At 42.3% G+C, this 20,973-nt stretch carries 14 protein-coding genes and 1 pseudogene; 6 read left to right on the forward strand and 9 right to left on the reverse strand.

Annotated features, from left to right (window positions below):
- Window positions 1-1,037: 1,037 nt before the first annotated feature.
- Window positions 1,038-4,592: a PAS domain-containing protein gene (locus tag GSQ19_RS06985; protein WP_011317246.1), complete on the forward strand. Its 3,555-nt coding sequence runs from the start codon at window positions 1,038-1,040 to the stop codon at window positions 4,590-4,592.
- A 484-nt stretch (window positions 4,593-5,076) separates the two neighbouring features.
- Here GSQ19_RS06985 and GSQ19_RS06990 read toward each other — a convergent pair whose 3' ends face one another.
- Both GSQ19_RS06990 and GSQ19_RS06995 read right to left on the reverse strand, forming a co-directional pair.
- Entirely contained in the window at window positions 5,077-6,732 is a 1,656-nt protein-coding gene (locus GSQ19_RS06990; RefSeq protein ID WP_041455935.1) for an IS5-like element ISAva5 family transposase, read from the reverse strand.
- A 157-nt stretch (window positions 6,733-6,889) separates the two neighbouring features.
- Window positions 6,890-7,366 carry a hypothetical protein gene (locus GSQ19_RS06995; protein WP_011317248.1) on the reverse strand — a complete coding sequence of 159 codons (477 nt, stop codon included), beginning with the start codon at window positions 7,364-7,366 and terminating at the stop codon, window positions 6,890-6,892.
- A gap of 691 nt (window positions 7,367-8,057) precedes the next feature.
- Between GSQ19_RS06995 and GSQ19_RS07000 the strand changes: the two genes are divergently transcribed.
- Window positions 8,058-9,521 (forward strand): S8 family peptidase, encoded by a 1,464-nt coding sequence (locus GSQ19_RS07000; RefSeq protein ID WP_011317249.1) that lies wholly within the window; start codon window positions 8,058-8,060, stop codon window positions 9,519-9,521.
- 111 nt (window positions 9,522-9,632) lie between these two features.
- Here GSQ19_RS07000 and GSQ19_RS07005 read toward each other — a convergent pair whose 3' ends face one another.
- On the reverse strand, window positions 9,633-9,995 hold the full coding sequence (locus GSQ19_RS07005; RefSeq protein ID WP_011317250.1) for a hypothetical protein: 363 nt from the start codon (window positions 9,993-9,995) through the stop codon (window positions 9,633-9,635).
- Window positions 9,996-10,262: 267 nt separating this feature from the next.
- Here GSQ19_RS07005 and GSQ19_RS07010 point away from each other — a divergent pair, with 267 nt between their 5' ends.
- Together GSQ19_RS07010 and GSQ19_RS07015 are read left to right on the forward strand one after the other, a co-directional pair.
- Entirely contained in the window at window positions 10,263-10,406 is a 144-nt protein-coding gene (locus GSQ19_RS07010; RefSeq protein WP_153228361.1) for a hypothetical protein, read from the forward strand.
- Between the two features lie 68 nt (window positions 10,407-10,474).
- A pseudogene (locus GSQ19_RS07015) lies at window positions 10,475-10,603 on the forward strand (manganese catalase family protein); the annotation flags it as partial.
- A gap of 454 nt (window positions 10,604-11,057) precedes the next feature.
- Here GSQ19_RS07015 and GSQ19_RS07020 read toward each other — a convergent pair.
- Window positions 11,058-12,569, reverse strand: a complete 1,512-nt coding sequence (locus GSQ19_RS07020; protein WP_011317252.1) for a hydroxysqualene dehydroxylase — start codon at window positions 12,567-12,569, stop codon at window positions 11,058-11,060.
- Window positions 12,570-12,864: 295 nt separating this feature from the next.
- Here GSQ19_RS07020 and GSQ19_RS07025 point away from each other — a divergent pair, with 295 nt between their 5' ends.
- A complete protein-coding gene (locus GSQ19_RS07025) occupies window positions 12,865-13,488 on the forward strand; it encodes an exopolysaccharide biosynthesis protein (RefSeq protein WP_011317253.1) in 624 nt (207 codons plus the stop codon).
- 99 nt (window positions 13,489-13,587) lie between these two features.
- On the opposite strand, the gene GSQ19_RS07030 is transcribed toward GSQ19_RS07025, so the two are convergent.
- The 3 genes from GSQ19_RS07030 to GSQ19_RS07040 all read right to left on the reverse strand — a co-directional run bounded on the left by GSQ19_RS07030 (window position 13,588) and on the right by GSQ19_RS07040 (window position 17,932).
- The gene (locus tag GSQ19_RS07030) at window positions 13,588-16,809 is read right to left on the reverse strand and encodes a glycoside hydrolase family 15 protein (protein WP_041455938.1); all 3,222 of its coding nucleotides are present in this window, start codon (window positions 16,807-16,809) and stop codon (window positions 13,588-13,590) included.
- A gap of 195 nt (window positions 16,810-17,004) precedes the next feature.
- The gene (locus GSQ19_RS07035; protein ID WP_011317255.1) at window positions 17,005-17,589 is read right to left on the reverse strand and encodes a Uma2 family endonuclease; all 585 of its coding nucleotides are present in this window, start codon (window positions 17,587-17,589) and stop codon (window positions 17,005-17,007) included.
- Window positions 17,590-17,731: 142 nt separating this feature from the next.
- Entirely contained in the window at window positions 17,732-17,932 is a 201-nt protein-coding gene (locus GSQ19_RS07040) for a hypothetical protein (protein ID WP_153228360.1), read from the reverse strand.
- Window positions 17,933-17,989: 57 nt separating this feature from the next.
- Between GSQ19_RS07040 and bioU the strand changes: the two genes are divergently transcribed.
- A complete protein-coding gene (gene bioU, locus GSQ19_RS07045) occupies window positions 17,990-18,994 on the forward strand; it encodes a (S)-8-amino-7-oxononanoate synthase BioU (RefSeq protein WP_011317256.1) in 1,005 nt (334 codons plus the stop codon).
- Window positions 18,995-19,061: 67 nt separating this feature from the next.
- On the opposite strand, the gene GSQ19_RS07050 is transcribed toward bioU, so the two are convergent.
- Window positions 19,062-19,616, reverse strand: a complete 555-nt coding sequence (locus tag GSQ19_RS07050) for a hypothetical protein (protein WP_011317257.1) — start codon at window positions 19,614-19,616, stop codon at window positions 19,062-19,064.
- Window positions 19,617-19,661: 45 nt separating this feature from the next.
- Window positions 19,662-20,885 carry a type II secretion system F family protein gene (locus GSQ19_RS07055; RefSeq protein ID WP_011317258.1) on the reverse strand — a complete coding sequence of 408 codons (1,224 nt, stop codon included), beginning with the start codon at window positions 20,883-20,885 and terminating at the stop codon, window positions 19,662-19,664.
- Between the last annotated feature and the right edge of the window lie 88 nt (window positions 20,886-20,973).

Consider the following 20,973-nt stretch of genomic DNA (forward strand, 5'->3'; position numbering starts at 1 on the left):
CATAATATCGCCTGATTGATTTCTATGATTTCCCGTGAAAAAAGCTGCAAATATTAACGTTATAAATATACTAGCAATAAATATTATATAGGGACTTGTCCTTGCTTTACTCTCAGAAGCATTTACTTGACTTGGTTTTTGCAGACAAACTGTTTTTGATGACCAGAAATGCTCGTTGAAGTTGTAATAACTCATTTATTATCCTCGTTGAAAATAGAAGATGTTAAACAGTAAGGGTTATAACTAACAAAATTTGCAAAAGTATGGAAAGTTAACAAATCTAATTATTTATAACCAGAGGATGAGTAGCTATATTAGCCAATTTAGGTAAAAACATAGATTCTAATTCTATATAAGAATCCAGTTTGATTTTTATTGGCGTAGTTTGTGATTGTGCAGAAGAATCCAAGTGCGTCTGTTGACTGTTGACTGACTTGGAAGCATTTGATTGTCAGGGTTTTATCTTCGCTTGATGTCCTAATATATCTGGCACAGCTATATGTTTAGGGTGGGTATTGCCGAACAGCAATGATACGGCGCGTTTAGTTATGGATAGCTTTTACCTCAGTTACTTGCTTACTGAAGTCATTAAACCTGTTAGTTCATAAAAATACTTCCGACAAAAGTCATGGATTTAATTATGACAAAAGTCATATTTCTAGATGGAAATACAAAAAAGGGATCTATAGAAATACACTTTAATTCATAAACTTATTGACGTATGCAGGAATCAGAAAAGAGGGTATGAGCGACAAAATTTCTAGAGGTGAGATTTTCTCATTAGGTGCAAAATGCCAGTCTATGACTCGCGTAGCTATGTATTCGCAAAGTATAGAAAGAATCGGCTTATTTTTACCCTACACTTTCCAGTGTTTCTTAAAAATTGTATTCTGTAGAATCAGTTTTTCAGAAATATCAAAGTGGATCATATATTTGCAACTTTATGGTAGCCAAAACCTCAGTCTTAAGGAAGATCCTGATTAGCGAGTAACTCAGGTTGAATAGAAGAAGCCGTGTATGTATACGGGTGAATCTTCATGAAACGGGACACCACAGGTAAGTTTGTTAGCAATTGGGATTCGGAACCGAAACACAGATATAGTGTGTCTCTTACCAGTACAGCATGGCGATCGCTTGATGAGGAAGCACACAAGCAGGGAATTTCTCGTTCGGAATTGATTGAACATTTTGCTCGTCACTTGGGAAGTGAGCAGAATCTCACGGATGAGGTAATTAGCGTAAATGCTGGAAATGCCGAACAGCAACCAATATTAGCTACAGTCTTTAATCAAGACATCAATAACCATCAGCAACTCCAACTCGTCACATCTCCAGAAACTGAGTGCCAAGTCACAACGATTCTGGAAAGCATTACCGATGCTTTTGTCGCCTTTGATGAAAATTGGCACTACACCTATGTGAATCAGGCGGCGGTGAAAATTCTGCACAAAACGCCAGTAGAACTCATTGGTAAACACGTTTGGGATGAAGTTTTTCCAGAACTTGTAGGTGGTGTGGCTTACCAAGAACTACACCGGGCTGTAGCCGAACAAGTTGCTGTGTCTTGGGAAGAATTTGGGGAATCTGTTCAATGTTGTTTAGAGGCTAATGCTTATCCCTTTGCTCAGGGTGTGGCGGTTTATTTCCGCGATATCACAGAACGCAAAAAAGCTGAAGCAGAGAGAGAACGTTTGCTCCATGAACTGGAAACTGAACGCACTCGGTTTGAAGCGGTCTTGCGACAAATGCCAGCTGGGGTGATGATTGCTGATGCAGATTCAGGTAAGTTAGTTCTTACTAATGAACAAGCCAAACAGATTCTGAGGTACAACTTTGAAGATTCATTAGAGCTGGAAGAATACGTACCAGTAACTCCCTTTGCCGCCTTTCGCTGTGATGGACAGCCGTACACTCCTTATGAGTACCCACTGCCCCGATCGCTGTTGACTGGTGAAGTGATTTCTCAGGAGGAAATGCTGTTACGCTGGGAAGATAACAGCCATATTTTCATCAGCGTTAACTCAGCGCCTATTTTAAATAGTCAGGGGCAAATTGTAGCAGCTGCGATCGTTTTTCAGGATATCACCGAACGTAAACGCTTAGAATCAGAACTGCAACAGCGTGAGCAAGAATTCAAGATGGTGGCGGAAAATGCCCCCGATATTATTAGCCGCGTTGATAGAGAATTTCGCCATCTTTATGTCAGCCCTGCCGTAGAAGCAGCTACAGGTATTCCACCAGAGGTATTTATTGGTAAAACTAATACCGAATTAGGAATGCCAGAGGAAATCTGCACTTTTTGGCATGAAAATCTACAGCGAGCCTTTGACACAGGTCAAAAACAAGTTGTGGAATTTAGTTTTCCCACCCCAACAGGTCTTCGCTGGTATCAATCCCATCTCGCCCCAGAATTTGCTAGTGATGGTTCTGCGACAACGCTAGTAAATATTGCTCGTGATGTCACAGACTACAAACGAATCGAACAGGCGCTACTAGATAATGAAGAACGCTTACGATTAGCGTTAACGGTGGCACAAGCTGCACAACGGCAACTAGCAACAATTTTTGAAACCTCGCCGGTGGGAATTGCCCTGTTAGATAGCCAGCAGCGATTTGTTGCCATTAATCAAGCCTTAGCCCAAATTAACGGACTCACCCGCCAAGAACACTTGGGACGTTCAATTACCGAACTTTTTGGTGAATCAGATCCCCAAGTAGTCCAAGTCTTTCATGACATTTACACTACAGGTGAACCTTTTATTTCACCTAGCTTCGCTGTCAACTTACCTGGACGCAGCGATCGCCAACCTGGTTACTATAATGTCTACTATCTGCCCACAACCAACTCAAATCATCAAGTGGAAGATGTTTTAGTTTACGTGTTGGATGTGACAGAACAAGTACGATTAGAGCGTGGTCTACGCTTTCTTTCGGAAACAAGTAAAGTTTTGGCTTCTTCCCTCGATTATCAAACCACCTTAGAACGCTTGGCACAACTGGCAGTGCCAGAGTTAGCTGATTGGTGTACAGTCCACATGGTGGCAGAAAATGGTTCTGTTGAGGAGATTGCGGTGGCTCATGTTGACCCAGCTAAACTAGCATGGGCAGAGGAAATCCGACGCAAATATCCTCTAAATTTGAATGATCCGAGAGGGGCTGCATTAACATTGCGAACTGGTCAATCAGATTTATTAATCGATATTCCCGATGAATTACTTGTACAAGCGGCCCGTGACCCAGAACACTTAGAAATTTTGCGGCAAGTTGGGTTTAAATCTGCAATGACAGTACCACTCAGAACCCAAACACGGACTCTCGGCGTGATTTCCTTTATCTGTGCCGAATCTGGTCATAAATATGACCAAAGCAGTATGCAGCTAGCAGAAGAACTGGCTTACCGCGCTTCCTTAGCAATTGATAATGCCCACTTGTATCGGTTAGCTCAAAGCGATCGCACCAAGGCAGAAGCAGCCAACCGCATCAAAGACGAATTTCTTGCTGTACTGTCCCATGAATTGCGATCGCCTCTCAATCCCATTCTGGGGTGGTCAAGAATCCTCAGAACTAAGCAGCTATCCCCCACAAAAGTTGACCAAGCCCTAGAAACTATCGAACGCAACGCCAAGCTACAAGCCCAACTAATTGAGGATTTATTAGACGTTTCCCGCATCCTCCAAGGAAAAATGACCTTGAATGTTGCCCCGGTTAATTTAGCCGCCACCATTACAGCCGCCTTGGAAACTGTACAACTGGCCGCAGAAGCTAAGAACATTCACATTCAGACCACACTCAAACCCATTGCTGGCAATGTTGTCGGCGATCAGAACCGCTTGCAACAGGTCATCTGGAATCTCCTTTCCAACGCTGTCAAATTTACACCCTCTGGTGGACAAATTGAGGTGCAATTGGCACAGGTGAATCTTTATGCCCAAATTCAAGTTAAAGATAGTGGTAAAGGAATTGCACGGGAGTTTCTGCCTTATGTGTTTGAATATTTCCGTCAAGAAGATGGGGCGACAACCCGAAAATTCGGTGGGCTAGGATTAGGGCTGGCGATCGTCCGCCATTTCACCGAACTGCATGGGGGAACAGTCCATGTGAGTAGTCTAGGACAAGATTTAGGCGCAACATTCACCGTCCGCCTACCATTAAATCTGGTCGAGCAAGAGTTACCTGCTGATGACGAGCAATTAAAAAAGGTGACAGACCTCACAGGCACCCATATATTAGTTGTGGACGACGATGCAGATATGCGGGAATTAGCCGAATTTATCCTGATACAATTTGGCGCACAAGTAACAACAGCCGCCTCAGCAGTAGAAGCGTTGAATATTTTCAGCCACTTCATCCCCGATTTGCTGTTATGTGATATCGGTATGCCAGAAATGGACGGCTATTCTCTGATGCGGCAAATTAGACAATGGTTGCCCCATGAGGGAGGTACAATACCAGCGATCGCCCTAACCGCTTATGCAGGGGAAATCAACCAACAACAAGCTTTAGCCGCCGGATTTCACCAGCATATTTCCAAACCCGTGGAACCAGAGGAGTTAGTGCAGACAATTTTTCAACTACTCCACCCCGTTCAGTAATATATGGCTGTTGACGGTTGACAGCTAGTAGGTTGGGTGTAGCGATAGCGTAACCCAACAGAATCTTGAGAATGTTGGGTTCCGTTCCTCCACCCAAACTACACCAGCTAGTAACCCAACAGAGTCTTGAGAATGTTGGGTTCCGTTCCTCCACCCAACCTACTAGCGCGTCTAGTCTAATTTGTTGGGTTAAGTAATCAATTATCATGAAATTTTGGTTTTTTCACACTGAACAACCCAATATTTTAAGCTTGCCGCGCTACTACACCAGCTAACTTTTGACCTCTCCCCCAACCCCTCTCTCTTGAAAAGTTCTGATCGGAGGAAACCTCCGCTCAGACTTTTCGCTCCGACACGGAGAGGAGAGCAAAAAGCTAACATATCAACGAAAAATCCGGTTTTTAAAGCCTCTCCCCGACGAGGATACTGTTGGCGAATTGATAGAGGGCAAAACCAATCATCACAAAATAGAAAATCAGGAATACTATGAGGCAGTGGGAGCAATTCGAGCAAAGTGAGAAACGCGAGTCTGACTGCGTGGGACATGTTGCCACCAATCCCACATCCGACTGAAGTTGATAGCAGCAGCAGTAATGACATGCTGCAAGAGAGTTTTGGCAAGACCAATGTAGCGACAACGGCGTAATTGGTAGCGACCAGTAGCTTGGGAAATCAAGCCTTCAACGCCAGCACGTTGGTGATAAATTTGTTGAAAAGATTCAGTTTTTTGGCGAATGCGAGCATCATGTAATGCAAGATGTAGTTCCTGTGGTTTGAGGGTCAGAAGACGCGGTAGTTTTTTGGAGCGAGTGCATTTTGAGCGACTTGAACAAAGCGAACAATCGGATTTGTCAAATTGTATTTTGACTACTGGATTGTCATGGCTATCGACAGTTGTACGCCAGGACTTACTTTGTTTACCCATTGGGCAATCAACACGCATCAAATCCCAATGAATAGTGAAGCAATTTTGCTCAAAGCCGGATTGTGCTGTTGCTTGCCAACTAGTTCCGGGGGGAACTTTTCCTACTAAATCAACATGAAAATGGGATTGACTATCGACTAAGTTTTGAGCATTGACATAGCCAGTATCGACAACATGTTCTTGTGGCAAAAGATTGTTCTGGTTTAAACGAGAATGAATTACTGGTGTCATCTCAACATCCGCACTTGTGGCCACGGACGTTTCCACATTGATAATTAAGTTTGGCAGTATGGGGTGACAAATTTCTGTCAGATGCAGATTATAACCAGTCCAGTTGATTTCTCGCTTGCTGGAATTGCGTGCATCAACATCGTAAGGAGATTCAATCTGTAGTCTATTTGGTGGTAAGTTATCTTGTTCTCGCCAATAGACTTGTTGCAATTGAATATAGTATTGTTGCACCCAAACTATACGTAATGTTTCCACTGATGGAATCTGCCACAGCCAATTACAAGTTGAGTCTGCATACAAAGCGGATAGCAAATGATGACCATCCTCACCAATTTTTCGCCTCAATTTCTCACGTTCGGCTTTTGATTTGGGCAAGCGGTATTGCTCAAATCTCAGGGAGTAACGTTCAAACCAATCAACGTCAACTCTCGATTTGAGCCAATCAGGGGCAAAATAAGCCAAGTCATTTAAGGTATGACGTAAAGTTTCTCCCACTAATTCCAAACGATTTAACTGTCGTACTGCGGCTAATACGTGAGTTGAATCAGTTCTGACACGGCCGCGATTTTTGAGCCAACCTAGTTCTTGGAAACGAGCTAGCATTTGGTTGAGTAACTCTCGCTCTCGTCCTGCTTTGATTAATCGCTGACGAAATTCTGAAAGTACTGAATAATCAAACCCTGGGTCATTTAATTCCAACGATAGTGCGTATTTCCAATCAATATGACCCCTCACTGCATCCGCCGCTTGTCTATCCGTTAAACCTTCGATAAATTGCATTACTGTCACTAATGCCAGTTGTCCTGCTGATATTCCACTTTGACCACAATCTGCGCGGTAAAGTTTGACAAAATCCTCATCCTTATATAACACTCCTATTTCATCCCGCATCTTCATATATATGTTCCCTTTGGGAAATGAATTCCGGGCTACTTGCGCTGTTGTTTCAGGAATCTGCGACATATCACGCGGGTGCAGGGTCATAATCTTTGTAGATGCTACGCTCAATATACTTATTCTCTTTTTTCCACTGTTCCAAACTCTTGAGGGGCTTAACCCCTCAATAATTCGCCAACAGTATCCTACAAGGGAAGGGGTTGGGGGTTAGGTCTGAGTGCAACTAGGTGACGATATCTACAACTTATGAACCAGTAGCCGCTTTTGCAGGCTTATTTTTAATCGCCTTGAACCGTTCCCCTAACTGTTCCGCCAGAGTTTTTAACCCCGGTGTTTTCTTTGCAGCCGTCTTGACGTAATCATATACAGTCAAACTGCTGCCCATCGCTTCGCTACCAACTGCCAATAGGGTATCATCTACCTGTTCTGTCAGTTGCCGCAGCCCAATTAACAGTTCGGTGAGGGTGGTGGCTAGTTGATAATCCCGCACAAATTCCTCTACATCAAAACTGGCTGGTAGAATATCTGGGTTAGACTGGGCAGCAGTCAGGCTAGTGTTGACAAAAGCTAGGCTTTTATCGCCCATCTTAAATAACTTGCGTCGTTCTTCCACACTCAAGGTAACGAGAAACGGCAACTTTGCTTGAATGGTGGCAAATGCAGCTTTAATTTCTTTGACATCTTCAGCAGAAAGGGAAGCGGTGATATTTTGATAAGCCATTGGATATTTACCCGGTTAAATCTAATTGTCAAATGGCAATGGCAACTCTCCACAAGAGATATCGCCAGCATTTTTTTATGATTCCCAGTGGTAAAGGCGAATCATCTAATACCAATTCAAAATTCAAAATACCCTACGGCAAGGCTACGCCAAATAAATTATGTAGAGAATTCATGTATCGCCATAATTATGTACATAGTCAACATCAAATAATTTGATATTTGATGACTGTTATATTGTCATGAAAAATTCAATATTTTGACTTTCATTTAATCAATAAACTTGCTTACAATTATGGGTTTCAGCAACTTTCGATAAAAAATTAAAAGAATTGGGAAAATTTTGGTAAACAAAAAGGCATTTTCTGGAATTAATCCGTAGTAATTATTGACTAGGAGGGCAAATTTATTCGGTGCAAATATAGCGGTTTGCAGTTGAGTCCAATACTGACATAACCCCCAGCCCCTTACCTCGTAGGGAAGGGGAGTAATCAATGTGAATTATAGGTAGGGTGGGCAATGCCCACCAAAACCAGGATATGGTGAGCATTGCCTACAGATACTTTTTAAAAGATGGGTTTGGGGAGAGGTCAAAGTGTATTGCATATAAACGAGAAGCGCAAATATTGCCTGGAAGGGTTTAACAATTAAAACCGCAAAAAACACTTATGTTAGTTGAGGAGCAAATACCTATGCCCACAAACACGATTGATCAAAATCCCCTTTCAATTGACAGGCAAAATTCCGCTTATATCTCCTCAGCAGATATTTTTAATACAGAAAATAATCATACTTCTAAGTTGGGTTTTCGTAGTAGCTACACTCCAGAGAATGCTACTACCACTGCTACCAGCACTTACAACTCAACTAATGGCTATGGTTTAGTGAATGCAGGCGCAGCCGTACCTCAAGCTGCTGGGCAGAATCCTTATAGTGATGTTGCTAACCTTGGCGGGAATAATTGGGGCTTAGATATGATAAATGCTCCAGAAGTATGGGCAAATGGACATACAGGCCAAGGCGTAATCGTGGCGGTGATAGATACGGGCGTAGACACTAACCATGAGGATTTACGTAATAATATCTGGACTAATACCAAAGAAATTCCTGGTAACGGCATAGATGACGATGGTAATGGCTATATTGATGATGTCCACGGCTGGAATTTTAACGACAACAATAACAACACCCTTGATAATAATGGTCATGGAACCCATGTTTCCGGGATTATTGCTGGGGGAAATAATGGCTTTGGTGTGACTGGTGTTGCTTACAATTCCCAGATTATGGCTGTGAAGGTGCTGGATGAATCTGGTTCTGGTTCTTATAGTGCGATCGCCAACGGAATTTACTATGCTGTAGATAATGGGGCAAGAGTCATCAACCTCAGTCTAGGCGGCAATTCTTCCAGTCGTACTCTCAAGTCTGCAATTGAATATGCTAGCAGTAAAGGGGCGATCGTTGTCATGGCTGCTGGCAATGATGGTGAATCTACGCCAGACTACCCTGCTCGTTACGCCAATCAAACAGGAATCGCTGTTGGTGCAGTAGATGCTAATAAAAATTTAACTGATTTCTCCAACCGTTCTGGCAATACGACAATGGCTTATGTCACCGCCCCAGGACAAAGCGTTTATTCTTCAGTACCAAATAATCAGTACGCCAATTATAGTGGTACATCGATGGCGACCCCTTACGTTGCTGGTGTAGTCGCCCTCATGCTCAGTGCTAACCCCAATTTAACTGAAACCCAGGTACGAGATATTATTACCAGCACCGCAGGAAACACCAACAGCGACACTACACCCAAAACAGACTCCGACTTTAACTTTGACTTTGGTTCTGTTGTGGATAACTTATTTGGTGGTTTAAGTCTGAATAACACATCAATTAGCACTTCTAGCCTCAACTCCCAGTCTTTGCAAAAAAGCAATACTTTCACCACCAGTTCAAATCCTGCATCTGTATTATCCAATAATCAAACATCCACCGCTTACCAAACAGAGTTGACCCACAAATATTATCAAGACTCTCTACCCAACAGCCTGGCCAACAGCCCGACTGATATTGATACTGGTAATAATATTGATTTTACAGAGTTCATGAATATCATCGTCACCCGACTGAAAGAGTACCAAAAATTATTGGGTGGATAAGAGAATGTAATATTCAAAAGTCATTAGTCTACAGCCCAAATTCCCAATTTATACAACCAGTTAACGAGCTAATGACTAATGACTCATATACAGACGTTGTATGTAACGTCTTTATTCTTCTTCAGGTAAAATTTGGTTAATGCTGATAACCCAAGGTATACCTTGATTTACGGGAGAACTAATGCTAATTTTCGCTTGGTTAGCAAAACGTTTTAATTTACTAGCTAAGTAAGGAACGATCATCATAATATTTTGGTAGCTTTCGATATTATGACAAACCATGACTAACATCAAAATGCCACCATTAACCTTAAAGTACCAATGACAACTAGATAACAAAATACGTACTGGTTGCTTGCAAGCTAAATAAAAGCTTTTCTTGGTCGTCTCTTCTAGTTGACTAAGCAATACTTCACTGATCAGAGTTGTTTTATGTGTGGGCAAATCGTCGGGAGAAAGATATGGTTGCTTCATAGAACTTCGCCCTAATTTTCTAGAGTAAAATACTGACGTTAACTACATAATTTGGACATGACTACATAAAAATCATCTTCAGTGAGTAATTTACGTCAGGTAGAAATATGGTCTAGTATGACATCCGTTCACTCCCATACAACTGTTTATAATTTGAGTTTTTTGAGTCGCCCATTTTCATCAGATTTCTTTAGCAATTAGTCTACAAAAGTAAATAATGGTTAGTTTTTCTTGACCTTTGACTTTTATTCGCACTCTCATGGGGCAATGGTTCTGCTAACTGTCGCCTACCTCCTGACAATGGCGGTAGGTTTTCCCGCCCACCTATTTATATCTTTAGTTTTAGATTCGCTAAAATATCAAAATTTATTTCTCAGACTCGTGGCTGATGTCAATCATTGTTCTAATTAGTTTCCTAGAAGAAATAAGCCACATATTTGATTTATGTGCCTTATTTCTGTCACTAATTGGGCTACAAAATGTTTTATCACGCTAAGAAATTGCAATATTTCAGACCACCGGAAAAACCAGATGCAGTCTATGCGAATAAAATCCAAGAACTCATCGGTGGGACTTTTGGAGAAATGACAGTAATGATGCAGTATCTGTTGAGCGTATTGGCTAATCTGAAAGTTTATCTATGCAAGTACTCTCAGGGATTTGCGCGAACTCAATGAATAATCAGCCAAACCGGAGGCGGATAGTCTCCGGTGGTTGTACCTTGAGTAATTACTCAGGAGTTACTACCGAAATTGGTTAAACATTCTTGGTGTACTTCGCGGTGGGAGTTGTGACCCCTCACCCCGTTTTCTTACCCCACGGCTTAAAATAGAGAAAACGACCACAGTGATTACCGTGATCGTAGACGAATTAACTATACACTACTGATCTTACTACAAATAAACGTCTATTACCCTATCCCCCAAAAGGGGGTTTTTTTTGGGGTTAAATATGCTGTCCCAATTATAGCTGGGGACTGGGGACTGGGTTGTATCATATATTGATGTCGTAACACTACTGGCAACAGCCATATCTCAACAAAAAATTATGCTTGCCGCACTACTAGGGCAACCAAAAGTTAGGCAGGATGGATTTACCTAATTTACGTACAGTTTGGTTGAGCGATCGCGCCACTTGAATATGCGTTTCATCTGCTTCTACTGGTAAAATCTCGACAGGTGTACCCTCTCCTAAATGTGACACTACTAAATTCGCGGCTTCCAAACCTGTCACATAAGCTTTTTCCTGTGACCAAGAACCGTGGCGATTGACAATCCAATCACCACTCATAAAGACGTTATCGAAACTCGTCTTGGCAGGTAACATATACGGATAGCTACCAGGGGCAAAGTGAGTCACTGCTTGAGGTAAGCGAATCACACTGCTATCAATTACTTTTGCTTGCGCGAATCCTGGGACGCAAGTTGTTAAATAATTCTGAACCGTAGCGACAATTTCTGCATCACTCCAATTGAGAAACTGATTAGCATGATAAAAATCAGCTTCAATTACCGTTCCTAACTCATTTTTATATTCATCATGTAGGGCATTTAAATCAAAGAATGTCCACCCAGTAGTGTTATCAAAACCAAAACAAGCATTAGAGGGACGGGGAATATCAATTTTGCGGTCAAACCAAAGCCTGGTTGCTAAAACATCGATTGCCCCTAAATTATGTAAATTACGAAATTCGGCTCGACTTTGCAAACTAGGGCTACTGGAAACGATTTTTTTCATCCCAGTAATACCAACGGCAAAAATTACAGCATCAGCATCAAAGACTTCGTTACCACAAACTACGCCTGTTGCTTGATTATTACTATCAATAATTAAATCAGTAACTCGATGTTTGGGTAGCACCTTTGCCCCGGCTTTTTCAATACGTTCCACCCAAGGACGAAATATTTTTTCCCCCACAGTTCCTCGACACCAAACTACATCAAAATCAGCTTGGTGAGCCAAAATGAAAAAGTAAAGCATCCCCAAGGTAGCGGCGGCTGAACATTGTTCCCCAGGGGCAAATAAACCCACCAATAACATTGGTTCAAAAGCTTCTTTGTACAGTCTTGCCGAAACCCCAAAATCTTTGAATAATTCCCTTGCGGTTACACTGTCATAACGCCGCCAAGCCGCATCAGAATTATCAAAGTCAACTACTGCATAAAGTAAAGGTAAGGCACTGAGGCGGTCAATTAAGGGCAGACGTTGAAATTGTGTATAAATAAAAGTACCTAAAGGGGTGGGGAGTCTGGGCAAATCTTGAAAAATTGGTGATTCTACCTCCAAACCCGCCGGCGAATATTGGGCGGAACGAGTCCAGGTAGTGAAGGGATGAATGTTTAATTCATTAATCAGGGCAAATATATTTCTATAAGGATACCAGAAGCCATGAATCCCAGCTTCTACAGATTTACCCCCCGTGGTTTGCCAACCAGCCACCAGTCCACCAGGGTAAGGGCCTGCTTCTAGAAGTGTCACATCATAACCTTGCTTTGCCAAATGGTAGGTAGCACCTAAACCAGCCCAGCCTGCACCTACAACTACCACTCGTTTTTGTTGTGACCCTTCTGTCATTTTGCTCTCCTGTTGTGTTCTCTCACTCAACTAATCTATCAGTCCTGAGGGTGGGGAGTGGGGAGCTAATAAGTTTAGGTTATTTATGCTTTGCCCTGAAAACACGGGTTTAGGCTGTAAGGGTTAACTAGAAAAATGGCACTACTTTCAGTCGAAAATAAATTAGAATTAAGCTTTTATTGGTTAGTGTGCAGTTCTGAGTTGTCACAGGCAGTGCTTGGACAACAAAAATTAGAGATAAAAAATCTACTTATTGATTGTTCCAGATTTAGAGAAGGAAACATTTAACTATACTATGGCTAAGCTATCTAACGAATTACAACGCCACTTTTTTGAAGAAGAAAGACCAGAAAAAGTAACTTTAGCAGATATTCTGTTGCTGGCTGGGGAAAGGATTTTTGGCTTTTTGCTGGTAATCTTGTCTCTACCATCAGCTTTGCCTGTCCCTGCACCTGGTTATTCAACACCCTTTGGTGTCCTAATTTTTCTATTAGCTGTTCAGCTCATCGCTGGTGCTAAAAGCCCTTGGCTACCACAAAAAATGATGAATCACCCAATTGAACTGCAAACAGTCCAGAAGTTCCTGAAGGCGGGAATTCCTTGGTTAAAAAGAATTGAGGCGATCGCCCGTCCTCGTTTATCTTATATCTGTACTACTCTAGCAGGTAGGATAACAATTGGGATTGCGATCGCCTTGATGGCAATTTCTATGATGATTCCCATCCCCGGAACTAACACCTTACCCGCAATGGGTATTTTCGTGACTGGTTTTGGTTTATTAGAAGACGATGGTGCAATTAGTTTAGGTGGCTTAGTTCTCTGTGTCATGGGAGCAATTTTAACTACTTCCATTCTCATGGCTTTAGCTTGGGGCGGTTCCAGTCTTTTAGATATCATCAAGACTTGGTTGGGAAGATGAATCAATTCAAAATTCAAAATTCAAAATTCAAAATAAAAAAGTGCTGAAGCGCGGTAGCAGGGCATTCAGCCCCTAGTCCCCAATCCCTAATCCCCAGCCTCATTTCACAAACTCAGTCAAGAACTTGAAGGCTTCGAGGATGTAGGTAGCACATTCCTTAGGAGAAGTATTGTAAAACGATCGCCACGCTGAAGCCTTATCCTCATCATAGCGATCGCCCCGTTCTGGATGTTGTTCTAACCAAGCCAAGCGGACGGCGTGACCGATTAGTACATCTAGTACCATATATTCTTCGATTTGGAGGTTGGGGTTTCTAGAGGCGATCGCAGCTAGTTCCATTAATGCTTCAATGTTAACTTGGCGATATTCTGGCGCTTCAATTTTATTTAACAAATGCTCGATGCGTAAGGCAAAGTTCTTTTCACCGGCAGTCATTTCTGACAGAATGACATCACTATCTAAACGATTGCGTCGTTCTAATTTATCGCCAATGACCAACCCTTTGCAATGCTGCATGATTAGCCAAACTTGCTGAAAGAAATTTTTCGGGACGCGGTTTAATGCGCCCTCGGCTTGGCGGAAGCGTCGCCAACCACCGCTAGGAACTTCCATTTCTTCGCTAATAGCAGGTAATATCACCCAATCAATATCAGTTACCTTTTGCTTGACGTGGAGTGATTCCTGCTGGCGCAATAATTGACTCATCCCTGGATAAGCTGTTAATACCTGCTGTAACCGTGTCTTAACTTCAAATGGTGGCAGTTCCATCAAGCGTTCATAGGCTTCATCTTGGGTAACTTTTAACTCTTGGGCGAGTTCGCTGGTAATTAAGAGGATGAGATAACCAACTCTCAGGGTGAGTAGTCCTTGGAATGATTCCGGTTGTGATCTGATGAGGATACCCAGATAGATCAGAACTTCTTGCGTCAGAACGCGATCGCGGATATCCTCACGACAGAAGTGATTAATTTTATCAGCAATTTCATTGTGAGGCATCGGCACGGAAATCAATGACGCTTCACTGTAAGCCCTACCTACAGCTATTTGCTTACCTCTAATCAAAATACTTGTGACTGCATCAGTTAATCCAATATCGACCATTTGCCGCAAACCAGCCGCCCGCCGCACCACAGCCCAAAAACCCAACTCCCCAGCTTTGGTGTAAACTTCATCTAGTAAATCAGCTACAGTAACTCGCTGATTTGTCCCAAATCCTGTATCAAACTCTAACCCCTGCAACCGAGTCAAAGTCTGCAATAACTCAATTTGCTCATATAAATTTTCTGATGCACGCAGAGATGACAGCAGAAAATCCAAGTTAGTTTCGTATTCCACCTGAAATTCTTGGCTATGTCCCAAACGCCAGTTTTTCCCAGGATAATAAGCCAGGTAATAATAACGTTTGCCAGCATCTTGCACTGCTGACTGGTAAAATTCCACATCTTGCAGAAAATCAATCCTTTGGATTGCCCCTGTCAGCATCAATTGATTCAGTCGCCCTAATTTTACTGCCACACCATTACACACACCATCTTTCAGTTCCTGCATTAGTTCTAGTAATGCCTGAGAACCAGTTTCCAGCATGGTGTGAGTCAACATTAAAGTTAATATGGGACGACCTAAATCACTCCAATACTTTTGGATGTATGCAAGTTCACTTCTTATCTGGTCTACCAAAAAATGGTAATCAAGGGTTAAGTAAAACTGCTGAGAATCTAAAAATGAAGGTAAAAAAACAATAGTCTCACCCCGGAGACGAAAAACTCTTGATGTGGTCAAACTCCTGAGCCGCCGCACTGGACGACCTGTTAAACCAAGTTTATCGTTACGCCCAATTTGGGTATAAATAGTTGATAGTTCACTAGCTTGTCTAACTTGAATTGGGGCTACTTGCTTTGGTGTTTGCGTTTCAATACCGTGAACTGCTAGTTCTGCTTGTAAATCTTCATCCTCTGCTAACAAGACAATCTGCACTAAAGCTTCGCGTTTTTTACCTATAGATAAATGTCTACCTAAGGGATCCACATCACCAACGGCTAGTAACCCCTCACTCAACATTTGACCAAGATAATACAAACTCTGCGCCCAAACTAAAGGCACATTTTCATTTGGTAAACGGGGTTGAGTTTGGGGTGCTAACTTTTCCGCTTCCACATTTTCGGCGGGAACATAATACAATTCTGGTAATAAACGTAAGCCATGACCTATGTTGGATGATACGCCATCACGCTCAATGAGTAAACTTTCTAACTGCTCTTGATAAAATTGCGCCCGTTTTCGATCACCACAAAATAACCCATCAAGGGCTAAATAAGTGAAAAATAACGGCCATTCACATTCTATATGCTCAAATTGTTTCAGTTCCCAAGGTTCGTAGTGCAGACGTTGGGTATCTTCTAAAACGGTTTGGTGTCCATCACGCAAAAAGCGTTTGCAGCCATATTTGCCTTGGAGTTTGTTGATAATCTCGTTGAGGGTGCGTTCTCTCAACTGTGAATCTTCCACCGCAAACGCTGGATAGCTAATAATACTTAATAAGGCTGCATCAATTTCTTTAGAGGCAGATTCTCTGGGTAATAAGGATTCTAGAGTGCTGCGAGTGCGAGCGATTTCATCGGGTAGCACATGAATTACTGATGCTTGACTACCCCGCACACCAAACAAATCCAGTTCGTTCATGGCTTCTAAAGCAGCTTTTGCCATACCTACAGAACTGGCGTTTAACTCAGCATTGCCATGATTGATTTTATTACCCCGTTCCCAAATACCATAATCTGGTGTGCGGTAAGCTCGGCCAATGTAATAAACTAAATTTTGGACAAAGTTGACTTCATCAATGGTATAAATTATCTGCAATCCGGAAGCGGTCATTTGTGCCAACATCAACAAGAATATAGATGTGGCATCTAATTGCAAATGTCCCCATTCATCATCACCTACGACAATATCACCAGTAGCGGTGTTGTATTTGGCGTGCAACCCATCCAAAGGTGACTGAGTTTCTTTAAATCTTTCTACCTTGTGCGCCTGGCGCATCATCGCAAACAGCAACCCACGCATTAACTTAATAACGCTATGTTCTAATTCATAGGTACGTCCTTGGTCTTCATCCACCTTGCGATATGCCAGCGCTAAACCCCAAACTGCCAAAATGCTGTAAACATTATCTCTTACCCAAGCATCTGTATAATCACCGTGGGCAGTAACGGCCGTACTCGCCGGTAGCAAACCCGTGATAGGATTTTGACGCGTCATAATCACGGTTTTGATTTGCTGGTAGTAATATTCCAGTCGAGCTTGTAATTCGGTGGCTGTTTTCATCATCTCAGTTAAACGCAGCTTGCGGATTTACCCTATGGTGTCAATTATGTAAGCCAAGCCAAAGCGAGGGCGTATTACAGCAGAGGGTGGTGAGGATTTATTATTATCTCCCGTTAGTGAGCATTTAGTCACAAGATTGTTAAGGAATTGTCAGGAAACCCTTTCAGGATGATTCTTACATGAATAGGCGATCGCCTATTCATTTTCCGTTGCTTGTGCGACAAATTCAACTTGTCGGTACAAATCAGCGATCACTATTTCTACATTCACAGATTCTAGTAGCAATTTCTCACCCAAATTATACTCTGACAGTACCCATTTTCCCTGTTCATTGCGCCGAAATACTTCCACACCCGGTTGTGTTACTTGTACGAGGACATATTCTTGCAAGGTTGGAGATTGACGATATGCAGCAAATTTTTTCCCCCGATCAGCTGCTTCCGTTGAAGGTGATAACACTTCGATAATCAAACTGGGAAATTGTACCCATTGGGGATCATTATCGCGTTCGTCGCAAGTCACCACCACATCAGGATAAAAATACTTCCGCCCCGGCTCTACCTGCACCTTCACATCTACAATGTATACTTCACAGGATCTATCTGCTAGGGCATCATCTAAGAGTATTGAGAAATTGAGAGAAACCCGATTATGGTTGCGTGTCCCACCAGTCATGGCGACGACTTCACCATCCCAATACTCGTAACGTAGTTCTTGAGTGGATTCCCAAATCAGATATTCCTCGGCGCTCATGAAAATACTATCGGGTAAAGCAACCATTGTTCAATCGTGTAATGATTTACTTTTCTAAGATAACGAAAGAAGGATGTTCTCTTTTTTGTGAACACCAAAAAATAAATTATCCAAAATTGACGATTTGGTAGGGTGCGTCAGTGTGATAGACCTTAACTATACTCAGAAATTATTCATACTGACGCACGCTACATTTTGGATATTTTTTATCTGGAAGTCCCTTTGATAACATCCGGCGTGAAAATTTGCTCAAGGCTAAACGACTCACCAAGAATTTCTGGTGAAAAAACTGATCTGCTTGGGGAAGAAACCAGGATAATAAAGCATAATTAACCTTTATAGCTTTGAGCAATGGACTACGCTCCGCCATAGGCGATCGCTAGATGGTTCATACTCAAGGCTAATGATTCAACTTAACTAATTGACTATGAGTACAGCAAATATTGCACCAGCTATACGTATCGGAGTATTGGGTTTCGGTGGACTCGGACAAGCAGCCGCCAAGGTACTAGCTGGTAAACGGGAGATGAAATTGGTAGCTGTGGCAGACCAAAAAGGTTATGCTTATGCTGCGGCAGGTTTAAATTTTAAAGATTGCATTGCTACCTACCAGTCTCAAGGTTCGGTGGGTTATTTAGAACCAGTAGGTAGTTTAGGCAACAACAGTATTCAAGATTTAATTGATAGCAGCCAACCTGTAGATGGTTATTTTCTAGCTTTACCCAACCTACCCAATGACTTTATTCCTTCCGTAGCCAGACAGTTTATTCAATCTGGCTGGCGCGGTGTTTTGGTAGATGCTATTAAGCGCACCAGTGCAGTAGAACAGCTAATTGCCATGAAAGACGAACTACAAGCGGCTGGTATTACCTACATGACAGGCTGTGGTGCAACACCGGGACTATTAACCGCCGCCGCCGCTTTAGCAGCCCAAAGCTACGCCGAAATTCATCAAGTAGAGATTACCTTTGGTGTAGGTATTGCCAACTGGGAAGCTTACCGCGCCACCGTGCGGGAAGATATTGGTCATATGCCTGGTTATACAGTAGAAGCGGCTAGGGCAATGACTGATGCAGAGGTAGAAGCATTACTAGACAAAACCAATGGCGTACTGACCTTGCAGAACATGGAACACGCCGATGATGTGATGTTAGAGTTAGCAGGGATAGTAGAGCGCGATCGCGTGACTGTGGGTGGTGTAGTGGATACGCGCAATCCCAAAAAGCCCCTCAGCACTAATGTTAAGGTTACCGGACGTACCTTTGAAGGCAAGATTTCCACCCATACCTTCACCTTAGGAGATGAAACCAGCATGGCAGCCAATGTCTGCGGTCCTGCCTTTGGCTATCTCAAAGCTGGTATGCAGTTGCATCAACGCGGCATTCATGGCATATTTACGGCGGCTGAAATCATGCCCCAGTTTGTGAAGTAAGAGGGTAGAGGTTAAAGTTTAGAGCCTAGACAAACAGATTCTTGTCAAGAATTCAATACTTCAATTGCTAGTCCCTAGCTTCTAACCTCTCTTCTTTTCTGGCTTCATCAACTGGTGAATATGGTGCTTGAATCACGAAGGGCAATTCTGCACCTCTCAGGCCACGTTGGATGCGTTCGGATGTTTCACTAAAAACCACAAACAAAGGATATACGATATCAGCCCCTTCACTTAAAATATGACTGTGGCGGAGGGGCATTAACCATTCATAGTCCTGGTTAAGCAAAACTTGGGTTTGTCGCCAACGTCCCAACAAATCAGAAAAGTCTTCATGGGGGCGATGAATAAATAATACAATCTCGGCTCCCGTTTTCACCTTCCATTCGGGATCACACATGATAATTGCCACATCACAAGGTAAACAATGTGCCTGTGTGGTTGCAGCAACAGGATCACGCAGACGAACAATTGGCAGAGGGATAATAATTATACTTTCATCAGGACGACGCAAACTAGGAATCATTTCTAGATATGGTCGATGCTGTTTGAGTAGTGCGATCGCCGCCTCATAATTACTATACTCTGCCAAACTCGCTTCATAGTCAGATTTTTGCACAGGCATAAATATTAGAAAAATCAATGAGAAAAATCAAAATTCAAGGTTTATTTATCCCAATTTTTCAAATACTTTGAACAGAGGCAGATACATTGATAACAAGATTGTCCCCACCATACCCCCTAGAACCAAAATCATAATTGGTTCTAAAACGCTGGTTAATGCTTTGACTGCTTGCTCGACTTCATCTTCATAGAAATCGGCAATTTTCATCAGCATTCCATCTAATTCCCCGGTTTCTTCACCGATGCTAATCATTTGAATTGCCATTGGTGGAAAAACTTGCTCTTTTTGTAAAGCAATACTAATCATACCACCTTGTTGAATTTCGGCTCTTGCCGCATCAATAGCATTAGCAACTACCTGATTTCCAGAGGTATCGCGCACAATTTCCAAAGAGGTGAGAATCGGTACACCAGAACGAGTTAGAGAACCAAAAGTACGGCTGAAACGAGCAACTGAAGACTTTTGAATTAAGTCACCAAATAAGGGCATTTTTAAAGCAAGACGGTCAATTGTTTCTTTACCAACACGGGTTTTATAGTACTGTGTATAACTAAATTTTGTGCCTACAATCACAGCAACAATCAGTCCTGCTCGCCAACTTCTCAAAATCTCGCTGCAATTCATTAAGAATTGGGTAAGGGCTGGTAATTCTGTACCTAATTCCACGAAAATCTTAGCAAAAATGGGGATAAGAAAAACAGTCATCCCCACGAAAATGGCGGTTGCTAAAATACCCACAACAACGGGATAAGCTAGGGCTGATTTAAGTTGGTTTTGTAATCGAGCCATATCCTCTAACAATTTGGCTAAACGATTCAAAACTTCATCTAGAACACCACCGACTTCCCCAGCTTGAATCATGCTCACATACAAACCATCAAAACAGTCAGGATGCTTACGCATAGCATCCGAAAGATTGACCCCACTTTGAACGTCATTGCTAATATCATTGAGGGCTTGCTTAAGTTTAGCATTGGTACACTGATCACCTAATACTCCTAGTCCTCGGACAATTGCTACACCAGCATTTACCAATGTGGCAAGTTGTCGAGAAAACACGGCCTTTTCCTTCACTGTTACCTTGACGAAGGAATTCTGAAACTTTTGCAAATCAAAATTGGCAGCAAAGTTTTGCGACTGCTTAAGTTCTTGAACGACTAATCCCTGATCTCTCAGATTAGTCCGAGCTTGTGCTAAAGATTCAGCAACAACTTTCTCTTTTCTAGTTTTTCCTTGCGTGTCTCGAACTTGGGCAATAAATGTTGGCATATATCAATTCAAAATACCCTATGGGAAGCTAAAGCTACAAAAGTCAAAAATCAAAAATAGTTATTATTTATTATTTCTGAATAATAAA

Source organism: Trichormus variabilis 0441, from assembly GCF_009856605.1.
Classification (GTDB): domain Bacteria; phylum Cyanobacteriota; class Cyanobacteriia; order Cyanobacteriales; family Nostocaceae; genus Trichormus; species Trichormus variabilis.

Bases quoted from the DNA above. Each gene is read 5' to 3' on its own strand.
- GSQ19_RS07025 (WP_011317253.1), top strand. From the start codon at position 12,865: ATGGCTAAGCTATCTAACGAATTACAACGCCACTTTTTTGAAGAAGAA.
- GSQ19_RS07020 (WP_011317252.1), bottom strand. From the start codon at position 12,569: ATGACAGAAGGGTCACAACAAAAACGAGTGGTAGTTGTAGGTGCAGGC.
- GSQ19_RS06995 (WP_011317248.1), bottom strand. From the start codon at position 7,366: ATGGCTTATCAAAATATCACCGCTTCCCTTTCTGCTGAAGATGTCAAA.
- GSQ19_RS07055 (WP_011317258.1), bottom strand. From the start codon at position 20,885: ATGCCAACATTTATTGCCCAAGTTCGAGACACGCAAGGAAAAACTAGA.
- bioU (WP_011317256.1), top strand. From the start codon at position 17,990: ATGAGTACAGCAAATATTGCACCAGCTATACGTATCGGAGTATTGGGT.
- GSQ19_RS06990 (WP_041455935.1), bottom strand. From the start codon at position 6,732: ATGACCCTGCACCCGCGTGATATGTCGCAGATTCCTGAAACAACAGCG.
- GSQ19_RS07030 (WP_041455938.1), bottom strand. From the start codon at position 16,809: ATGAAAACAGCCACCGAATTACAAGCTCGACTGGAATATTACTACCAG.
- GSQ19_RS07000 (WP_011317249.1), top strand. From the start codon at position 8,058: ATGCCCACAAACACGATTGATCAAAATCCCCTTTCAATTGACAGGCAA.
- GSQ19_RS07005 (WP_011317250.1), bottom strand. From the start codon at position 9,995: ATGAAGCAACCATATCTTTCTCCCGACGATTTGCCCACACATAAAACA.
- GSQ19_RS07050 (WP_011317257.1), bottom strand. From the start codon at position 19,616: ATGCCTGTGCAAAAATCTGACTATGAAGCGAGTTTGGCAGAGTATAGT.
- GSQ19_RS07040 (WP_153228360.1), bottom strand. From the start codon at position 17,932: ATGGCGGAGCGTAGTCCATTGCTCAAAGCTATAAAGGTTAATTATGCT.
- GSQ19_RS07010 (WP_153228361.1), top strand. From the start codon at position 10,263: ATGGTTCTGCTAACTGTCGCCTACCTCCTGACAATGGCGGTAGGTTTT.
- GSQ19_RS06985 (WP_011317246.1), top strand. From the start codon at position 1,038: ATGAAACGGGACACCACAGGTAAGTTTGTTAGCAATTGGGATTCGGAA.
- GSQ19_RS07035 (WP_011317255.1), bottom strand. From the start codon at position 17,589: ATGGTTGCTTTACCCGATAGTATTTTCATGAGCGCCGAGGAATATCTG.